The sequence below is a fragment of the Vibrio sp. 10N.222.52.C3 genome, assembly GCF_041474195.1.
Lineage (GTDB): Bacteria > Pseudomonadota > Gammaproteobacteria > Enterobacterales > Vibrionaceae > Vibrio > Vibrio crassostreae_C.
Genome location: NZ_JBFRTQ010000075.1, coordinates 14990 through 35158, shown reverse-complemented (window position 1 = coordinate 35158; position 20169 = coordinate 14990). Strand labels below are relative to the sequence as shown.

Below are 20169 nucleotides of genomic sequence, written 5' to 3'. Positions count from 1 at the left end.
TTGAGGTTGTTGCTAACTCACGAGCAACAGAACCTTAAGTTCATCAAAAGTATAAACCTTGGAGGCTACTCCAAGGTCAAGAAGAAGTTTTCAAGAAAACAAAAATATTATGCCAGCGCCGATGGCTTACTGAGATTTAAGCTCCGCACACTCTTCACGGTTCGCCGATACGTCATCAATAAGCACCGCATCGTGTGAACAGAATGGCTGTGTGTTTAGGCTGACAATCGACACATCGTCTTCCACTGGATCAACTTGAGATCCTTGCATCAGTTCAGCGATATGATGTCGAAGCACCAAGATACCTAAAATTCCGAACAGAACATTACCCAAAGCTTGACCATAAAGAACACCCAAAGCGCCATACCACTCTGAACCTAGATAGACGAACGGCAGAGTACCTAACGTGGCTTTGCCCAAATTCAATGCTGTCGAGTAAAGCGGTTTACCTAGGTTGTTGAAAGACGTGTTGGCAACAAATAGTGCACCGTTAAAGGTGAAGGTTAACGCCACATAGGTACAGAAAGCCGCCACAATGATTGCTGCATCACCTTGTAGACTAAAACCTTGAATGACATAACCTTGAACGAAGTACAACAGAATACAAACAGCGATAGTGTATGCCGTAGTAACCAGCAATGAGTTATTGAGTGTTTCCTTCACTCGGTCCATGCGTTCAGCACCAAAGTTCTGACCAATGATTGGCCCCACAGCGCCAGACAAGGCAAAGATAACCGCAAAACAAACTGGCGTCAGACGACCTATCACGGCAAAGCCCGCGACAAAGTCCTCACCATATTGTGCGATACCCGTTGTCACAATCGCATTACCGATAGGCGTTGCAGTATTAGTGATAATCGCAGGCAGCGCAATCGCCAATATTGGTCGAATATTAAGACGCCATTGCACAAAAGAAGGCGGAGCCACCAGCTGATGGCTGCGAATAAGAGGATAAAGCGAAAAGAATAGCACCGAGAAACGAGCGACAACCGAAGCGATAGCCGCCCCTTCGATGTTCCAACCAAAACCAAAAATAAACAGAGGATCGAGAATCGCGTTAACAATGCCGCCAGACAAAGTTGCCCACATCGAACGCTTAGCATCACCTGCCGCTCTTAAGCCCGCACCCGCTGCCATCGCTAACGCCAAAAATGGACCACTAGGTAGCAAAATCTGTAGGTAAGCTTGAGCGCGTTCGGCTGCAATGCCTTTGGCGCCTATCGCGGCTAGCAGCTCTGGAATATAAGCGAACATGATTGCAGTTATGGTTGAACTGATAACAAACGCAGTCAGCATGATACTGGTGCTTAGGTTTCGAGCGTGCTCTTGATTCTTGGAGCCGATGGCTTTGGACACTAATGCGCCCATGGCAATGGAAGTACCGATAGAAACGGAGGTAGAAAAGAAAGTCAGCGTACCTGCAAAGCCTACCGCAGCAGCCAATTCAACCTGTCCGAGCATACTGATAAACAGCATGTCGAGTAAGTCGACCACAAATAACGCCATCAAACCGACAGAGCCAGCCCCCGACATCACCAATATGTGGCGCATCGTTGAACCTTCAATAAACTTTGCCGTTTGATTTGACATGAAACCTCCAAAAGTTGGAATACCCAAGAGCTAAAGCCCAATCAGCTGTTCAACAGTTCAACAGTTCAACAGGCTAAGGATCCACAAAGAGAGGATCGACCAAGAAAAGCGCTATACGGAAAAAAGGCGCTAGTGCGCCTTTTTTCAATTGAGAGTATTGAGAAAAATAATCGTTCTTAACACGCTACTATACCTGATGTTTGAAGCATTCTTCCAAGTTCTTGCCAATTGCTCTCAAAACATCAGTTCTGGTGATAATACCCACCAGTTTTCGATTATCGATCACAGGGTATGCTTTAGGTTTTCCAACCTGCATCATGTCCGCCAATTCAATAATGGATAAGTCAGGTGACACCGACAGCACTTCTTGGTACATACAGTCACCCACAAGGTGTGTGTCTTGGCAGAAGTAACTGACCTTCACAAGTTTCTCGAGTAAATCCTGCTCTGAAAGGAAGCCAATCACTTGTTCGTTATCATCGATTACGGGCCCACCCATATGGTGGCTACGCATCACTTTGTCTAACGCTAGACTTAACGGCATATCAGGAGTAAATGTCACAACCTGCTGCGTCATGTAATCTTTCACTTTAATAGAATGCATTGCGTTCTCCCTAAATACTTTGCGTCATATATTTTCTATCTTGTTAAGTTAATTGTTGTCTAAAATCTTGATTTTACTAAATGGATTTCAACAATTTTATTGATAGGCAAAACCTAACAAGACAAAAAAGTGAGACAAACAAAGGGTTGAGCACGTTTTCGAACGCCAGAAAAAAGAAAAAAAAGAGCCCTTACAAAGCCTTACTTTCCCTTGCTTAACCTTACTTAGCCGAGCTAGCCTGCGTAAATAAACCCTGTAATCTTCACCTCACTAATAATTAGAAATCCCGTTTTAGGAAGTTTATGCAACACGACAACAACATGTACGCGTATATTTACGCAGGTAACGACGGCACAGAAAACACACTCATCGCCACTATCGATAATCAAGAAAAACCGCTGATATCAAGCTGCGTTGATGAGATAAAACGCATGTCATGCTTAGCCATTGATTTAGCAGCAAAACACGACCTAAAAGTGAAGCTGGTGAAATATCAAAGAGAACAAGAGATCGACTTCGGCCTATTCGTTAAATAGTGAATCCGACACTGATTTGGTTAATCTCTAACTGGCAGCCATAGTAGCATTAGCAAGCGCAATAGCCGTGAATGGCTGCCGAATTCGACCTGACAAGCCTAACGGGTAAAGGCTATAATGATCAGACGGCGCCCTTGCCGATTTTCATTGTCCAAATACGGTTTACTATGTCTTCCCAAACCCCACCTAAAACGTATCTAACGAATTCCTTATCTAAGTTAAAAAGCTACTTTAGTGAGTTATTGGATTTCCAATCACGCATTTGGGTGGTTCATATCTTTGAAGACTCTATTACCGATCAGTCGTTTGTGATTAATGAAGATGGCTTTAAAGAACCGCTAGAGTGGATGAAAAAACGTGATTACCAAGCGAGAATGCTTGATCGTGTTGATAAGATGAAAATCTCACAGGTGATTGAGATTCAGTTCGAAGACAAAATGCATCGCTTGATGCGAGTGAAGTAGCTTTATTGTTTGGGCGTTCACGAAAAGCCCTTGCTAGAAATCAAGTATAAAAAGGCCAGCGCTCGCTGACCTTCTCTCATTGATTACAAACCACCATCTAACGCGCACAATACTCATGCCACAGGCGCACCGCTTTCTGGTATGCCTCAGTTTTATCGTGCGTTTCTGCAAAGAGAATGGCTGTCATGCTGTCGACAACGGTATTCGCCATTAGCGCCATATCTTCAGCCGATGTGCCAAGTACACATTGACTAGGAAGTGGCAGCTCTAGGTTCATCATCTCTTCCCAGTAGAACGATTCGACTTTGTCAGGAGAGCTCATCCATACCGTTTGGCTAACTTTAGGATTATATTCCGACTCACCGTTCATCCCTTTGAATGAAATCACCGAGTGGGATTTATTTCCGATAACATGCTCAACTTCCGCATGAAGTTGTGGAAAGCCAGGATGGAAACTGCCACGCAGACCTAAACGGCCACCACCAGGATTCAATGCTCGAACTACCGTGTTAATTGGTGTTCTCAAACCGTAGCGGTGTTTCCAACCAATCATGGTTTGTGCTTCGGGCGCAAAGTTAGCTAGCGGTAAATAAGCAATGCCGTCTTGTTCAAGAATCGACTTAGCATGTTCAGGGCTCTCAGCACTTTGCACACCGACATCTTGCAAATGGCTTTCAACGTGCGTCCTACCGCTCGGCTTATCCATATAGCCATGCATTAACACTTTATAGCCATTGTCAGCTAAGATTTTTGCCGCCAACAAGTTCCAAGGCTTGCCACTGGCGTTATCGTTACGCTTACCTGCATAACACGGCCAATCAATATCAGCGCCTAAATCTGGCACTCGAGATTGAAACGCTTTTACAAAGCCAGCGATCTCTTCATTGGTTTCATTCTGCACACGAATCAACATCAGTAGCATAGCCATTTGGTCGTCACCGACTTCTCCGCTTAAATACTCATCCATGATGCGGTAGGCTTGTTCGAACGATAAAGGCTTACGCCCTCTTTCTCCTCGTCCAACTGTACGAATACACTCTAAAATACTACTCATTGATTGTTTATTCTCTTCCGTTGATATCAATAAAATTCGAATACACTTTCGATTCTATGATACCCACCGTGCATTGCAAAGCGATTCAGTTGCTCTCGACCGAATTACCAATACGCGGATTGGTGTTCTAAAAGTAAACTTACTGGTGTAAAATTAGCGTATGTAATGCTAACCGCGACATATTGAGTAGTATCCCGATGACTGTAAAAAAAACGCTGAGCCAAAGAAAACGTGAATCGATCGTTGCCGCTGCTATCGCAGAGTTTACTGAGCATGGCTACAAGGCCACCAGCATGGATAAAATATCGAGCCGCGCAGAAGTATCAAAGCGAACCGTATACAATCACTTTGCCAGCAAAGAGCTGCTTTTAGATGAGATTCTGGACAGCATTTGGAGCAAAACTCTGGCCACGACGCATTTCCCTTATCAAGCAGAACTGCCACTTGAAGAACAGCTTTCGTCGATAGCCAATCAAGAACTTGAGTTACTTGAGTCTGAAGGCTTCATCGACCTGTCACGCGTGTTGTTCTCAGAGTATTTCCATAACGCCGAACTGGCGCAACAAGCGATGGAAAAGTATTCCCAAGCAGAAAGTGGACTTACAACCTGGATTAAAGCCGCGTTGGCAGACGGTCGTTTAGTAGAACTAGACCCACAATTCGCCTCCACGCAGTTCATTGGTCTGCTTAAGTCTTTTGCGTTTTGGCCGCAAATCATTGGTCATGTGCCGTCACCGGATGCTGCGCACAAACAAGTGATCATTACTTCAAGTGTCGAGATGTTCCTTAAACAATATCAGGCGTGATTTTGGTGGTTGATGAGAATTCAACCACAATAAAACCATCACTAGTATCTGCTGTTATTTTCCCTATACTGCAACCCACTTTCGTCATTACGACTCAGTAAAACTTCAACTTTAGGTAACCCTATGATTACTTTCACCACCAACTTTGGCGATATCGAGATTGAACTGAACCTTGAAAAAGCGCCAGTAACGTCGAAAAACTTCCTTAAATACTGCCAAGACGGTTTCTACGAAGGCACGACATTTCACCGTGTTATTAAAGGTTTCATGATTCAAGGTGGTGGTCACACTATCGACATGACAGAAAAACCAACTCGTGCCCCAATCGTCAACGAAGCAAACCGTGGCTTGAAGAATGTGATTGGTTCTGTGGCAATGGCTCGGACTGATGCACCACATTCTGCAACGGCGCAGTTCTTCATCAACCTTGATGACAACGATTTCCTAGATCACACCTCAACAACCAATGCTGGCTGGGGTTACGCGGTATTCGGTAAGGTTTCAGCAGGTATGGATGTGGTAAACAAAATTGCGAAAGCACCAACAACCATTCGCTGGGGACACGAAGATGTGCCTTGCGAAGATATTGTGATTACAAAAGTCACTATTCGCGACTAATTCATTCACGTCCTTTCCCGCCCCTAGTGCATTCGAATTGATGGCATAAAGAAAAGAAGGCTGTGCGATAGGACTATGGTGGTAAGGGTTCGACTTTACCACCAGTATTCAAAGCTCGTTGTTAGAATAGTTACCAGCGAGAACGATAAGTACGGTGACACCCTTTGCACGTCTTATTCGCAGAATTTAACCCTTGCTCTGCACTCGACAAGTCTTGTTCAACACTCGCCTGATAAAGCTCAGAAAAGCACTTGAAGAACAACCCACACTCGGCCTTGCGCCGAGTGTTTTATTTTCGTCTCGACCATTTGATATAGCAAAATAGTGAAGCAATGATCACCGCCCCACCGAGCAGCTTCTGCATCTCTACACTTTCGCCAAGCACACTCACACTTAACAGCAGCGTCCACACAGGCTCAAGAATCATGATCAATGCCGCCACTTCCATGTTCACGGAGTGCTGACCGACCGTTTGTAGCAAGTAACGAATAGACGTTGCGATCACCGCAGAGACAATAAACCAGAAGACTAAGGTTTTGGTGATTTCGAACTCCGGCTGAGCTGTCATAGAAGCAAAGGCTAAACCACTCACACCCACCACAAACAGTTGCACACAGATTGATGCGATAGGCTTGATATTGGTAATCACACGCTTGTTCATCACAAAGTGAACAGACAACAACATCGATGCTAGTAAGAAATAAATCTGACTCTGCTCAACATGCCAGCCGTTGCCCAAAGTCAGCAACAGCATGCCAATAATCGCGATCGGGAAAGACATCCAAAACGCGCGATTAGGCTTAACTCGAAACAAAATCCAAGACACAAACGGTGCAATGATCATGGCTAAGCTCATGATGAATGCCCCTTCCGACAAGCTTTCAGTCACCGAAACTGCAAACACCCATACCTGCAATGAGGCAGACAACAACAAACCCACGCCGCAAAGAGACAGAATCTGCTTAAACGAAAGCTTACGAATATGGTGAATACAAAATGGCAGAAGAATAAGACTCGCGACGAGGAATCGCACACCAATGAACACTGGCCCAGGCATTTCTAATACCACCAGCTTAGATGCAATCCATCCCACCCCAGCTAGCAGGGTGGCAAATAGAAGGTAAAGCTCTCCGCGCATCGCTTTCACGTTCATCATTTTACTTAGTCCAATAACAAAAAAAGCAACCCGACTCTGCAAGGTTGCTTTTTATAAACATTCAACAGGATCGAGATACTATCTCAATACTCTGCTTCAGGCAGCTGTTTTTAGCCTGCGTATTCTGGGTAATCCGTTAAACCTTTTTCAGCACCACCGAACAATGTGTTTGGATCGTGCGCTGCAAGTGGGTAACCATTTTGAATACGAGCTGGTAAATCTGGGTTCGCAACGAATGGACGACCAAAACCAACCATGTCAGTTACGCCTTCAGCAACGGCTTTTTCGCCACGCTCGCTATCGTATTTACCCGCATAAATAAGGACACCCTCGTAGGCTTCACGAACTGCTGCTTTAAATGCTTTTGGCGTTTCAGGTGCATCGTCCCAATCAACTTCTGCAATGTGTAGGTAAACAATTTTGTATAGGTTAAGTAGTGCTGCCGCCGCTGTGTAAGTCTCTACTGGTGTAGCGTCAACCGTACCATTCAACGATGTGAACGGAGCAAGGCGTACACCAACACGGTCAGCACCAATCGCTTCAACCATAGCTTCAACCACTTCGCCTAGGAAACGTAAACGGTTTTCAATTGAACCACCGTATTCGTCAGTGCGGTTGTTTGCTTCAGAATCGATGAATTGGTTGATTAAGTAACCATTCGCTGCGTGAAGTTCGATACCATCAAAGCCTGCTTCAACCGCATTCAAAGCCGCTTGGCGATACTGTTCAACCACCTCTTTGATGTCTTGTTTCGTCATTTCACGAGGTTCAACCACATCAACAAAGCCCGGTTCATCAGTACCGTTATCGATGAATACCTTTACGTTTTGTGCTTTAAGTGCAGAAGACGAGATTGGCTGTTCACCACCAATGTTGTCTGGGTGTGTTACACGGCCTACATGCCAAAGTTGAGCGAAGATAACGCCCTCTTTTTCATGTACGGCATCAGTCACTTTTTTCCAACCAGCGATCTGCTCATCAGAATAGATACCCGGAGTCCAAGCATAGCCTTGACCCATAGGTGAAATTTGTGTGCCTTCAGCAATAATCAAACCTGCAGAAGCACGCTGAGCGTAGTAAGCCGCCATCATATCGTTTGCTGAATTACCAGGTTGCGTTGCGCGAGAACGCGTCATCGGTGGCATAACAATACGGTTTTTAAGCTCGATATTACCAAGTTGAATTGGTTGAAATAGTGCGTTTGTCATTGTTATATCCTCGATTAACCTAGTTGAATCAGTTCGATTTGGTAGCCGTCTGGGTCAGTAATAAAAGCGATATGAGTTGAGCCGCCTTTCACTGGACCCGCTTCGCGAGTGACGTTGCCACCTAGCGATTTGATTTTGTCACATGCTGCGTAAATATCTTCTACACCCAATGCCAGATGACCAAACGCGCTGCCCATCTCGTACTCATTCGTATCCCAGTTGTACGTTAGCTCGATAGTCGTGCCGCCTTGCTCATAGCCAACAAAAACCAATGTGTAGCGGTACTCTTTGTTTTCGTGGCGTTCAAGTTCCTTCATTCCCAATACCTTGGTGTAGAACTCGATAGACTTGTCTAAATCAGTAACTCGGATCATTGTGTGTAGGAATTTCATATTTCGCCCTTTTTAGCCCAGCAACCTGAGCCGATATAATCGTGAGTGGAGGTTACCCACTTCTTTGTTAGGGTTAATATACGAGCTGACAGCAAATAAATGAAATTATCATAAATTCTCATTGTGATAATTTTTTATTATAACTCACTTAATACAAGTGATTTGTTAAGAAGATATTTGGCAAACAAAAGATAGGGCGACGATCAGAAAGCGGAGCGCCAACTGTTTAGTGATTTAGACATGTCATTAGTCGTATTGATGATCTGCTCTCTCAACCACTTATGTGCCGGATCGGTGTTCTGTTTTTTCAACCAAATGAGGTAATGAGAGATAGGCTGATAATCGAAAGGCGGTTTGAACAACTGTAACCCAAGACGTTCCTGATACTGGTTCGCCATAGAAAGCGGCACAACAGTGATGTAATCAGTCTGGCTACACAGCATTAGGTTACTGGCCATAGAGCTACCGTGAATTACAATTTTACGCGAGGATAAGTCTAACGAAGTGTAGTGAGTCAAACTTCTTACTTGGCGACGTGTTCTGGCTAAAACCGCATGTTGCTCACTGAGATATTGCGCCTCGGTGATCTCACCTTTGATCCTAGGGTGCCCATTTCGGCAAACAATCACAAACTCACTGTCGTAGAGCTTTTCGCTCATCATGCTTGAATGCTCAGGCAACACAATGTCGATCATCAAATCAAACTTCTGAGTTAATAGATCCTCATGGACTTGATCATCACTATCTGGTTGGTCATACACCTCAAGAGATAAGCCTTGGTTAGATAACTGAGAAAATCGATCGAGCAACATCCACTTTAAATGTTCGGGAACCGAAGCCACAAACCTGCGCTCTGTACTCGCTTCATCAAACCCAGCCATACCTTGAAACACGCCGTTGAGCTCGTGTATTGGCGCTTTGATTTGCTCATACAAGCTTTGCGAGTAAGCAGTAGGCACAACCCCTCGCCCACTGCGCACAAACAACTCTTGGCCAATTTCATTTTTCAGTCGGCCGAGCGCAGTGCTGATCGTCGATTGATTGGTATTCAAATGATCGGCAGCCTTACTCAAACTGCCCTGCTCCATCACCGCTGAAAACACAGCCAATAAGTTAAAATTCGGAATGTCATTACTCATGATTCAGTGCTCATTTGGCGATAGATTTAATTATCTTATCGTAAAAGCGATAGAATGAAACAACGGATGCTCATTGAGAAAACAAAACTGAGAAGGAAGCATCATATGGTAAAGAGCAAAAATGTCAGAACAACTCACTCTTTCGAATAGCTGCCACATTCGCCAGATTGGAATCTAAATCTCTTCGCTGTGCCAGTAACGCTTAATCCACCCAAACTCACCCTAGACTGGTCGGAGTATTCAATATTTCCGTCCTGCCTTATTGATACTTTTATAGCCACTTCTATGATCCAGGCTAATTAAATAGACATATTTTATAAGCCGAGTTTGAGCCTGTTCAAATAAACCCACCTCACGTTTAAGCAACCACTCAATTCATCGTAATTACGATAATTCAATATCGCAATAATGCGTAGATAGCACCAGTTACACTTCCTATTATTTCGCCAACAAATCAATTCTTAACCTAAACAGAAAACCTAAAAATGTGTAGATGATGGTGTTGCACACATCACGGAAGACGGCCTTAAAACCCAATGCAGCAAACGAACCTATCAATGGTAGACGTTACTTAAGAATGATTTCGCCAGGTGTTTTTAACACTCTATTCGCGAGAATGCGTTGTCTACGTGGTCAAAGCGATTTTTAATTGTCATCTAGTACTTTTGACTCAGTAGGTCTATACGGTTACGTGAGTTCAACACCTCTTTCAGATGTCTTCTAAAAGTCTTTTACCAAGGCTGCACTTTCTCTCTCCCTATTTAGGTTGAGATATGAACTTTATAAAAATCATTTTCCAGAAAATCTGGGCCATTGTGATGGTCTTGGTCAAATTCTGTCTGTTTATGGCAGTGATGTTTGCTGGTGCATGGGCGCTTGCACCATTAGGCACAATCCACTCTAAAGACATCGACATGTCTCAGTTCAACAACCACCCCAATGAAATGATGATGAACTTCTTCCAGATGGAGTCCTTCTCTGGTTACTTGTTCTCAGTGACCATTGCTGTGGTTTTAGCCGGTGTTTACGGCATGTGGCAGTTGCATGAACTGGGTGTGCATAAAGCAAAAGAGCACAAAAGCGCTCACGTTCAAATCGTGTTTGCACTGTCACTTTGCGGACTCTTCATCAGCAAAACATTCTGGGTTATCGCATTGGTTATCGCATTGGCGAACTGGAAACATATTGGTCAATCACTGAGTGATGTGATTCGCCGTGGTGTTCAGCCTAAACAAGACGCGACCAATACAGAGACAGCCGCAGTCCACGTATCACCTGAACAACCGGTAACAGAGCCGTCTTCAGTAGAGCAATCTTCAAAAGAACAGGCTTCAGAAGAAAAGACTCCAACAACACCATCCGCTACAGAAAAAGAGGTCGCATAATGAAAGAGATGATGATTCCATACATCCTAATTGTATGGTCACTGTTTGCGACAGGCGCACTTAAGAAGAACTTCAAGAACTACACATGGGCTGCCATTGGTGGCGTAACGATTCTTGCGGTATTAGCGGTAATCTCTCGCTTGTGGGCACCCGTTGATCTAACCAACTCAACCACAGTGAAAGCACCACACGCGGTAATGTCACCGATCTTTGGCCAGCAGATCGACCAAGTGCTTGTTGAGCACAACCAAATGGTTAAAGAAGGCGACATAATCTACACTCTCGTCGACATCAATTCTGCCGCAGATAAAGCCAAGATCGAATCTTCAATTGTTCAGAAAGAAGAACAAATCAAGCAGATGGATCGCGATTTAGAGCGTGCTGAAACGTCACCTGAAATTTTCAATATGCGTGACGTAGAAAAGTACGACTCTGATCTTCGAGTGCTGCATGCTGAACTGGTGTCGTTAAAAGCCGATTTACAAAAAGTAAATTGGGCGCAAGAGAAAAAGACCATTAGAGCTGAGTTTGATGGTCAGGTATCGATAGTGAATATTGCTGAAGGTTCTGTCATGGGTAACATGCACCTCTACAACACCAGCAAAAAGTTTCTTGAGATGCGTATTTCAGACCAAACTTATGGCTATGTTCAAGTAGGAGACTTCGCTGAGTTCTTCGTTGATGCATACCCAGGCCACGTGTTCCGAGCAAAAGTACACAGCTTTAATGCCGGTACCGGTGAGTCGAGTATTTCTCCACTTCAGGGGCCACAAAGCGTCGGTCAACACGTGGTAAGAAACGGCAATGGTTTAGGTCGTACTATCGTACTTGAGATCATTGAACCAGAAGGTTACAACATCCCTATTGGTGCAACTGGCGCGGCTTGGATCTCAGCTGAGAAGCCACATCCGTTCTGGGGCTTCATCGATGTAATCGGTGCAGCAACGGTTCGCCTACAATCTTACAAGTCATACTTAGGTGCTTGGTAAACGATTAGCTCTTGATAAGCAATTAAATATTCAATGATTTGGCTGTTATTCACTCGTATCACAGCCACTCATGAACTAGCGACTAATTGTAAAACAAATGCCCTGAATTTCAGGGCATTTTTGTATCTGTTGCAAGCTCATTTACTAATTGATTTAGATCAAAATTAATCGCCAATACAATCGTTTATCAAACAAATCATCGAAAAAACGATAGATTGAAATATTATTAGCGCGTAGATAGCGACCTCCCCCACCTCTATCATTTGGCTCAAGAAATCCAATTCCTGTATCCAAATATAAGGTCACTACCATGACTAATACATTCAAAAAAATGGCGCTTCCTGTTGCTATTGCGAGCACTCTACTTGCTTCTGGTTTTGCATCTGCAACGCCAACTGTAGAAGCGACATCGAAAGTCGGCCAAGAACTTCAGACGGCAAATGCTGCGCAATACCAAAACATTGATCTTGATGCTCGCTACAAGAGCGAGGTTCTATTCGAACACAAATCAAACATGTTCTGGGGAAAAGGCGAACGTATTCAAGTTGTTTCTAAAACAGGCGATTCTCTAGCTTACACTGCTGAGTCTGACCATGTTCACCCAATCCTCACCAAGCATGGTCGTAAAATGGACCAAGCAATCATCAAAGTAGATGACAACGTATATCTTGGTTACGGTTTCGGTCTAGATACACCCGTCATGATTGAAGGTACGGACGGCATCATCATTGTTGATCCAGGCGAGTCGGTAGAAATGGCTCAATCGGTTAAAGAGCAATTCCGTCAAATCACCGACAAGCCGGTTAAAGCAATCATTTATTCTCACAACCACATCGACCACATCTCTGGTGTGCGTGCGTGGGTGACTGACGAAGAAGTGGCATCAGGTGAAGTAAAAATCATCGCTGAAGAAGGCCTAACCGCTGCAGTGGCTAACTGGTCTTCAAACCTAGGTACTCTATTTGGTCACCGTACTTCTTACACAGGTGCTAAGCACGTAGAAGAAGGCGAGCACGGCACAGTAAACGACGGCCTTGGTCCACGCTTCATGCAAGGTGCTATCTCGTTCATCGAACCAAACCTGCTTGTACCAAGCCAAAGCCACATCGAAATCGAAATTTCTGGCGTGAAAATGCACATCGAGAACGTGCCATCTGAAACTAAAGATGAGTTAGTGGTTTACTTCCCAGACCAGAAAATCCTGCACGCGGCTGAAGTACTTCAAGGTGAGAACTTCCCTAACCTTCACACCATCCGTGGTACTAAATTCCGTGACCCATCAATGTGGTTCAAGGGCATCGACGTAATGCGTAAGTTCGACACTGAGATCATGATTAACTCTCACGGTCGTCCTGTTGAAGGTAAAGAAGCAGTAGCTGACGTACTAACGGCTTACCGTGATGCGATTCAATACACTCATGATCAAACTATCCGTTACATGAACAAAGGTATGACGCCAGACGAGCTAGTTGAAGTAGTTAAACTTCCTAAGCACCTTGCAGAACACCCTTGGTTAGGTGAACACTACGGTACTGTTGCACACGCCGTGCGTCAGATTTACGTAGGTTACAACGGTTTCTTCGAAGCGGATCCATGGCAGCTAGAGCCAATGGCTTACGAGCAACGCGCTAAAGCATTCGTAGAGATCATGGGCGGTCGTGACAACATCCTTACGACTGCACAAGCAGCAATTAAGGCTGAGAACTACACATTTGCAGCAGAAATTCTTTCTTACCCAATCACGGTAAACAAGCAAGATATGGAAGCTCGTGAGATGAAAGCACAAGCTTACAAAGCATGGGCTGCAGACCAAGTGAACATCAACTGGCGTAACTGGGCGCTCAACGCGGCGGCTGAACTAGAGAACAAACGTGACTTCTCTAACATGATCAGCTTCGCTTCTGTTGACGTTCTTACTGCACTACCAAGCAAGCAGATCTTCGACATGATGACCTCAACGCTTATCGCAGAAAACTCGTTAGACGTAAACATGATGCTAACGTACAACTTCTCTGATACGAACGAAGCATTCACTATCGAAATCCGTAACGGTATTGCTCAGTTACACGAAGAAGCAGTGAAAGGTGCAGACGTTCAAATCGACACTACTCGTGCCGTACTGAACCAAATATTGATTGCGGGTCCAAACGCTCAACAAGTGATTGGTACTAACCTACAGTCTGGTGCATTCAAGTTCTCGAATGGCGACATCAAAGGCTTCGGTCAATTCATGAGCTACTTCGATAAGCCAATGACTCCAGAAGAGATCATGCTCATCGTTCGCTAATAATCAAAGGCTGCTAAGGATGGCGAGTCGATAACTTAGGGACCCATTGTGGTCCCTTTATCGTTTATTTATTGGTACAGTTCGCAACCTTAACTCAACGATCTAGGTCTATTGTTGGAGTAAGGAAACTGCCCTGCTTCTTTTAAGGTTCACACATGCTAAAACGTTTTGTTCTTTTGCTTTCACTCAGTTCTTCTCTGGTATTAGCTTGCGGATTACACCAAGAAACCGGATTTAGTTTAGTGACAGAGCCCGGTTCACTGGAGGTATTTGGCAATGTCATCACAGCAAGGCAAGATGACGAGTTCGGAAACCTAGATAAACCGGATCATTTCAAACTGTTTTCGATAAAGTCAGCACTCGCAAAGGCGCATCCGAGTAAGATTGAATTCAACTTATTTGAAGCGATTAAAGGTCACTACAGCCAAATCAGCATTGAAAAAGGCGTGAACATTTCAGGAAGAGACACTTTGCCGACAGAGAACGATTTATTGCTTATTACAGAGCTCGACGTGTTCGATGCATTAGCGAACGGAACGATCTCTTGGGATCAAGCGACACTGAATGGATTAGTGGTAATCAATGGCCCTCAAGACAAACGAGAGCAGCTTGAAGATTGGCTTAGTGATATTTTTGAAGGGTAATAGCTTAAAGCGGGACAGATAAAAAGTCGTCAAACCCTCGGACTTCAGAACATTGAGGGTTCAACGACAAACTTAAATCAAAAAAGCGTAGGCAGCGGAATCAGTTCGAGCCCTAGTACGCCACTGATGCCCATCACCACCAGCAGAGAGACCTTGAAAACGGTCTTTGACCACTGAATGTAGTTGAGGCAATCGACCTTGCGGAATGTCACTTTGGTCCACATAAAGCAAACGGCCGCCGACACCGCTAGGTATTCATAACCCGCCTCTCCGAGTAAGAACAACGCCAGAGCAACTGCGCCAAACGCTACTACATAGGCTTTCATGTGTTTATGTGCTTTGTCGACGCCCTCTTTCACCGGTAACACGGGAATGCCTGCATCTCGATAATCTTGTATCCGGAACATCGCGATCGCGTACGAGTGTGGCATTTGCCATAAACAGAACATCACAAACAACAATACCGCTTCAAGGCTGATGTAATTAGTCACCGCCAAGTAACCCACCAATGGCGGAACTGCGCCCGAAATACTGCCGACTAAAGTGCCGTACACCGATGTACGCTTGTACCACATGGTGTAGAAAAAGACGTAAAACACATAGCCAAGCAACACCATGACCGCAGAGATCGGATTAGCGAACTGAAACAGCAGCGCTGTGCCTGCTAGCAGTAAAACCAAGGCATAGACGAACGCTACATCTGTATTGATGTTTCCTTGAACCAATTCTCGATTTTGTGTGCGCTTCATCTTTTGGTCGATGTCTCGATCAAAGATGTTGTTCACAACACAACCTGATGCAATCACAAGTCCCACACCCGCTAATGTTGTCAGTAACAACATCGCACTGGCTGGTTCTGTTTTTGCGGCGAGGAAGAACCCCGCCGCAACAGAAATCAGGTTGCCGAAAATGATGCCCGGTTTGGTGATAGACAGATATCTTTTCAGCATACCCTAGCCTACAACTTCATGTTAACGTTCATGTTGTAGATGATCCATACCGAGCCAGCGATAAGAATCAATACAACAATGGCGGTAAACATCAGTGACACCAAGTTCCAACGCCCATCGGAAGATTTCGCTTCCATATGTAGAAAGTACTTAAAGTGCACAAAGATTTGCACCAGCGCGCAGCCGAACAAGATCACGTACGTTTCTGTGCTTGGTAACACATGCGCCCACACGATGTAGAACGGAATAATGGTGAGAATCAGTGACGCTATAAAGCCTTTCACATAATCCGTTGCACCACTGTCTAGATGCTGTTCCATTACATCACCCCCATTAAGTACACGATGGTAAATACACAAATCCAAACGATATCAAGGAAGTGCCAAAACAAGCTCAAGCACTGGAAGCGCATCGACATGTTGTCGTTCAAACCTTTGGTTGAAAGCTGGTGATAAGCCACCGCCATCCAAATCAGACCAAACGTTACGTGCAAACCGTGTGTGCCAACCAAGGTAAAGAACGCAGAAAGGAATGCACTTTCTTGAGGGCCATAACCTTCTGCAATCAAATGATGGAACTCATACACTTCCATACAGATAAAGGCTAAGCCCAATACGAAAGTCACTTTGATCCAGCGCTTCAGTCCGGTCACGTCTTTGCGCTTCATCGCAATCATGCCAAAACCGAATGTGATACTACTGAACAGCAGCATCATGGTTTCGACAAACACGAACGGCAGTTCAAAGATGTCTTTACCTGTCGGCCCTGCAATTGATCCACTCTCAAGCACGGCATAAGTCGCGAAAAGCGTGGCAAACAGGACACAGTCACTCATCAAGTAAACCCAGAAGCCAAACAACTTATTGCCCGCAGCTTCGTGGTGATGATCATGCGAATGTGCAAGATCATAAGTGTGTGACGGAGTATTAGCTTGCATACGTCGTCTCCAAGTCATCTTTATTGTCGTTATTACCACTATCAGCATCACTGTCAGCGCTGTTACCACGACCAGAATGATCGCCTTTCACTGACTGTTTTTTCGCTTCTGCAAGCTGCGCACGTCGAGCCGCTTCTATCGCTTTGATCTCTTCAACTTCCACGTAGTAGTCCACATCGTCGTTGTAGCTGTGTTGAATACACGTCACCACGATGCCCACTAAGCTTGCAGCCGCTAGCCACCAGATGTACCAGATCATTGCGAAGCCAAATGCCAACGCCCATGCAGACACATAAATGCCTGTCGGTGTGTTCTTCGGCATGTGAATACGTTCGTATTCTTCTTCCTGAGTTGGGTCAAACTCGCCACTTTGCTTTTGATACCAGAACGAATCGATCTCATCGCCCTTAGGCAGTTTTGCAAAGTTGTAGAACGGTGGTGGTGACGATGTTGCCCATTCGAAGGTACGTCCGCCCCACGGGTCACCGGTTAGATCTCGGTTTTGGTCGCGGTCACGAACACTCACGTAAATCTGAACAAACTGACACACCACACCCATCGCAATCACGCCCGTACCTGCAGCCGCAACCGCCAGTAGTGGGAAGAACTCAGGGTTAATGTCTTGGCTCAAACGACGCGTCATGCCCATAAAACCAAGAGCGTAAAGCGGCAAGAACGCCATCAAGAAACCGATGATCCAGCAGTAGAATGCGCGTTTGCCCCAAAGCTCGTTCAGAGTGAAGCCGGTCGCTTTCGGGAACCAGTAGCCAATCGCAGCAAAACAACCGAAGACGACGCCACCGATGATTACGTTATGGAAGTGCGCAATCAGGAATACCGAGTTATGCAGAATGAAATCCGCACCCGGAACCGCCATCAATACGCCCGTCATACCACCAACGGTGAAGGTGATTAGGAAGCCCACTGTCCACATCATTGGCGTGGTGAAGCGGATACGACCTTTGTACATGGTGAATAACCAGTTGAAGATCTTAACCCCGGTTGGGATAGAGATAATCATGGTCGCGATGCCGAAGAAGGCATTCACATTGGCGCCAGACCCCATGGTGAAGAAGTGATGCAGCCAAACCACAAACGCTAAAATAGTGATAGCCACCGTCGCCCATACCAGCGAGGTATAACCAAACAGTTTTTTACGAGAGAAGGTTGCAGTTACTTCAGAGAACACACCGAAGATAGGCAAGATTAGGATGTACACCTCAGGGTGTCCCCATGCCCAAATCAAGTTCACATACATCATCACGTTGCCACCAAGGTCATTGGTGAAGAAGTGCGTGCCGATGTATCTATCCAAAGTCAGTAACGCGATGGTGACCGTTAGGATTGGGAAAGAGATGATGATCAGGATGTTGGCACACAGAGATGCCCAAGTGAACACTGGCATCTTCATCATTGGCATAGATGGAGTACGCATGCGCAAAATGGTCGCGAAGAAGTTCACACCCGTTAACGTGGTACCAACGCCGGATATTTGCAGTGCCCATATCCAATAATCGACCCCGACTCCCGGGCTCGCCTCAATACCAGACAGCGGCGGATACGCCAACCAACCCGTACGGCCAAACTCACCCAAGCCAAGCGACATGTTGGTTAGGATAATACCCACCACAAACAGCCAGAAGCTCAAGTTATTCAGATAAGGGAATGCAACATCACGAGCGCCAATTTGCAGCGGCACGATGATGTTCATCAAGCCGATAACCAGAGGCATCGCTACGAAGAAAATCATGATCACGCCGTGAGCCGTGAAGATTTGGTCGTAGTGATGTGGCGGTAAATAGCCAGTCTCACCAGCTGCAGAAAGCAATTGCTGACTGCGCATCATGACCGCATCGGCAAAGCCACGAACTAACATCACCATCGCGACCGCAATGTACATGAAGCCTAGTTTTTTGTGGTCTACAGACGTAAACCATTCATTCCAAAGGTATTGCCACTTACCGGCTTTTGTTACCGCATACACCACTAAACTACCCACTAAAGCGATCATGGTTAAGGTGATCAAAATAATGGGTTCGTGGTAGGGAATTGAGTCTAGAGTTAATCTTCCAAACATGACGATTATCCTTGGGTTTCCGGCAGACAGTTCATTGAACCAGGGTGCTGGGTCACGACATCAGTGAATAAAAATGGTGGGATACTAGAAAACAGCATCACAGGTTCAGCCACACTTGGCGCGGCCAATGAACGGAACTGCTCCCAATCTTCAATACGATCAGGACTTGCTTTCACTTTCTCCACCCAGTTTAAAAACGCCACTTGATCAGGCAGAGCTGATGCGGTGAATTTCATCTGTGAGAACCCTTTGCCACTGTAGTTCGATGCAAAGCCTTTGAAGTCACCTTCGTGGTTTGCAATCAAATTCAACTTGGTCACCATTCCCGGCATCGCGTAGATCTGCGAACCAAGACGCGGGATAAAGAATGCGTTCATGATGTTGTCTGAAGTCAGCTTAAACGTCACCGGAACATCTTTCGGGAACGCAACATAGTTAACCGTCGCAATGTTTTGCTCCGGATAGATGAACAGCCATTTCCAGTCCAGAGAGACCACTTCGATCACCATAGGCTTAACGTCACTCACCAGAGGCTTGGAAGGCTCTAATTCGTGTGTTGTTCGCCAAGTGATGGTGGCTAGAATCGCGATGATGATGATTGGAATCGTCCATACCACCACTTCAATCTTGGTTGAGTGTGCCCAGTCAGGTGCATACTCTTCCGTGGTATTGCTCTCGCGGTATCGGTAAGCAAAGTAGATGGTCATCAGAATCACTGGGATGACGACAATCAACATCAGCAACAGAGCCGTGATAATCAGCTCTTTTTCCTGAACGCCAACGCTACCTTTTGGGTCGAGCAATGCGGAGTTACATCCTTCGAGCATCAGAACGGTTCCCAGCAAACCAATCTTCGACAAATTTGTCCTCGATAAAATGCGTTTATATCTTGAAGCTTCCATTAACTTTCTCGATGGTTATCCAGCCTCAGAACGAACGTCTGAGTACTGGTTGTCATGATCATTAGAATATTTATGTGTTGAGCATGTGAAACGCCGCATCTCAAAGCGAAACGGAATTAGCCACTATCTTGAACAGTCGCCAGTTGAACAGTTGAACAGTTGAACTGACAAGTTAAAACGACAGTGCTTCGCAGCCGAAACATTACCGCACGGTTAAAACCACACAAAAAATATGACTTAATTGTTACACTTTGAAATACATTGTTACATTTGGCGCATTATGATGAGTTGAAATTGAAAGCTCACCAAACAAACTTGGAAACTAACCTTCCAGTTATGAAAGTGAGATATGGGAAATTGATGCAATTCAGACGCACGATATAGGCGTGCCACACGAGTCGAGCCATGTGCGGAAAGGATTAAGGCGAAAC

At 45.3% G+C, this 20169-nt stretch carries 20 protein-coding genes and 1 pseudogene; 8 read left to right on the top strand and 13 right to left on the bottom strand.

The features are described from left to right. Window positions 1–126 precede the first annotated feature (126 nt). Complete coding sequence (locus AB4517_RS12245; protein ID WP_372148415.1) at window positions 127–1590, bottom strand: MATE family efflux transporter; 1464 nt, start codon at window positions 1588–1590, stop codon at window positions 127–129. A gap of 187 nt (window positions 1591–1777) precedes the next feature. After that, window positions 1778–2194: a CBS domain-containing protein gene (locus tag AB4517_RS12240; RefSeq protein WP_017060213.1), complete on the bottom strand. Its 417-nt coding sequence runs from the start codon at window positions 2192–2194 to the stop codon at window positions 1778–1780. Window positions 2195–2496: 302 nt separating this feature from the next. On the opposite strand from AB4517_RS12240, the gene AB4517_RS12235 reads away from it, so the two are divergent. After that, complete coding sequence (locus AB4517_RS12235; RefSeq protein WP_017060212.1) at window positions 2497–2730, top strand: hypothetical protein; 234 nt, start codon at window positions 2497–2499, stop codon at window positions 2728–2730. A 167-nt stretch (window positions 2731–2897) separates the two neighbouring features. Beyond that, complete coding sequence (locus tag AB4517_RS12230) at window positions 2898–3194, top strand: hypothetical protein (protein ID WP_029235295.1); 297 nt, start codon at window positions 2898–2900, stop codon at window positions 3192–3194. Between the two features lie 97 nt (window positions 3195–3291). On the opposite strand, the gene AB4517_RS12225 is transcribed toward AB4517_RS12230, so the two are convergent. Next, on the bottom strand, window positions 3292–4278 hold the full coding sequence (locus tag AB4517_RS12225; protein ID WP_081324522.1) for a glycosyl transferase family protein: 987 nt from the start codon (window positions 4276–4278) through the stop codon (window positions 3292–3294). Between the two features lie 167 nt (window positions 4279–4445). Here AB4517_RS12225 and AB4517_RS12220 point away from each other — a divergent pair, with 167 nt between their 5' ends. Further along, complete coding sequence (locus AB4517_RS12220; RefSeq protein WP_372148414.1) at window positions 4446–5054, top strand: TetR/AcrR family transcriptional regulator; 609 nt, start codon at window positions 4446–4448, stop codon at window positions 5052–5054. Between the two features lie 123 nt (window positions 5055–5177). Beyond that, window positions 5178–5672, top strand: a complete 495-nt coding sequence (locus AB4517_RS12215; RefSeq protein WP_372148413.1) for a peptidylprolyl isomerase — start codon at window positions 5178–5180, stop codon at window positions 5670–5672. 130 nt (window positions 5673–5802) lie between these two features. On the opposite strand, the pseudogene AB4517_RS12210 reads toward AB4517_RS12215, so the two are convergent. From AB4517_RS12210 to AB4517_RS12190, 5 genes and pseudogenes are all read right to left on the bottom strand, one after another. Next, window positions 5803–5919 (bottom strand): annotated as a pseudogene (locus tag AB4517_RS12210) (cytochrome c); the annotation flags it as partial. 42 nt (window positions 5920–5961) lie between these two features. Beyond that, on the bottom strand, window positions 5962–6828 hold the full coding sequence (locus tag AB4517_RS12205; RefSeq protein WP_017060207.1) for a DMT family transporter: 867 nt from the start codon (window positions 6826–6828) through the stop codon (window positions 5962–5964). A 110-nt stretch (window positions 6829–6938) separates the two neighbouring features. Further along, window positions 6939–8036, bottom strand: a complete 1098-nt coding sequence (locus AB4517_RS12200) for an alkene reductase (protein WP_017065285.1) — start codon at window positions 8034–8036, stop codon at window positions 6939–6941. A 14-nt stretch (window positions 8037–8050) separates the two neighbouring features. Then, window positions 8051–8428, bottom strand: coding sequence for a lactoylglutathione lyase (gloA, locus tag AB4517_RS12195; protein ID WP_017066787.1), 378 nt, complete (start codon window positions 8426–8428; stop codon window positions 8051–8053). A gap of 203 nt (window positions 8429–8631) precedes the next feature. After that, window positions 8632–9567 carry a LysR family transcriptional regulator gene (locus AB4517_RS12190; protein ID WP_017068098.1) on the bottom strand — a complete coding sequence of 312 codons (936 nt, stop codon included), beginning with the start codon at window positions 9565–9567 and terminating at the stop codon, window positions 8632–8634. 773 nt (window positions 9568–10340) lie between these two features. Here AB4517_RS12190 and AB4517_RS12185 point away from each other — a divergent pair. From AB4517_RS12185 to AB4517_RS12170, 4 genes are all read left to right on the top strand, one after another. Then, window positions 10341–10952 carry a magnesium transporter gene (locus AB4517_RS12185; RefSeq protein WP_372148412.1) on the top strand — a complete coding sequence of 204 codons (612 nt, stop codon included), beginning with the start codon at window positions 10341–10343 and terminating at the stop codon, window positions 10950–10952. Further along, on the top strand, window positions 10952–11941 hold the full coding sequence (locus AB4517_RS12180) for an HlyD family secretion protein (RefSeq protein ID WP_372148411.1): 990 nt from the start codon (window positions 10952–10954) through the stop codon (window positions 11939–11941). Before AB4517_RS12185 ends, AB4517_RS12180 begins: the two co-directional genes overlap by 1 nt. A gap of 310 nt (window positions 11942–12251) precedes the next feature. After that, window positions 12252–14228, top strand: coding sequence for an alkyl sulfatase dimerization domain-containing protein (locus AB4517_RS12175; protein WP_372148410.1), 1977 nt, complete (start codon window positions 12252–12254; stop codon window positions 14226–14228). A gap of 155 nt (window positions 14229–14383) precedes the next feature. Further along, on the top strand, window positions 14384–14872 hold the full coding sequence (locus AB4517_RS12170; protein ID WP_017060200.1) for a hypothetical protein: 489 nt from the start codon (window positions 14384–14386) through the stop codon (window positions 14870–14872). 77 nt (window positions 14873–14949) lie between these two features. Here the strand turns inward: AB4517_RS12170 and cyoE are convergent, their stop codons facing one another. Genes cyoE through cyoA form a run of 5 tightly spaced genes read right to left on the bottom strand, consistent with a single transcriptional unit; the run spans window position 14950 to window position 19738 of the window. Continuing rightward, window positions 14950–15822, bottom strand: a complete 873-nt coding sequence (gene cyoE / locus AB4517_RS12165; RefSeq protein WP_372148409.1) for a heme o synthase — start codon at window positions 15820–15822, stop codon at window positions 14950–14952. An 8-nt stretch (window positions 15823–15830) separates the two neighbouring features. Next, a complete protein-coding gene (gene cyoD / locus AB4517_RS12160; protein WP_004736302.1) occupies window positions 15831–16142 on the bottom strand; it encodes a cytochrome o ubiquinol oxidase subunit IV in 312 nt (103 codons plus the stop codon). Next, window positions 16142–16759, bottom strand: coding sequence for a cytochrome o ubiquinol oxidase subunit III (gene cyoC, locus AB4517_RS12155; RefSeq protein WP_010439790.1), 618 nt, complete (start codon window positions 16757–16759; stop codon window positions 16142–16144). The genes cyoD and cyoC overlap by 1 nt, the downstream gene beginning before the upstream one ends. Then, complete coding sequence (gene cyoB, locus AB4517_RS12150) at window positions 16749–18836, bottom strand: cytochrome o ubiquinol oxidase subunit I (RefSeq protein ID WP_017078918.1); 2088 nt, start codon at window positions 18834–18836, stop codon at window positions 16749–16751. Before cyoB ends, cyoC begins: the two co-directional genes overlap by 11 nt. A gap of 5 nt (window positions 18837–18841) precedes the next feature. Then, on the bottom strand, window positions 18842–19738 hold the full coding sequence (gene cyoA / locus AB4517_RS12145) for a ubiquinol oxidase subunit II (protein ID WP_372148408.1): 897 nt from the start codon (window positions 19736–19738) through the stop codon (window positions 18842–18844). Window positions 19739–20169 lie beyond the last annotated feature (431 nt).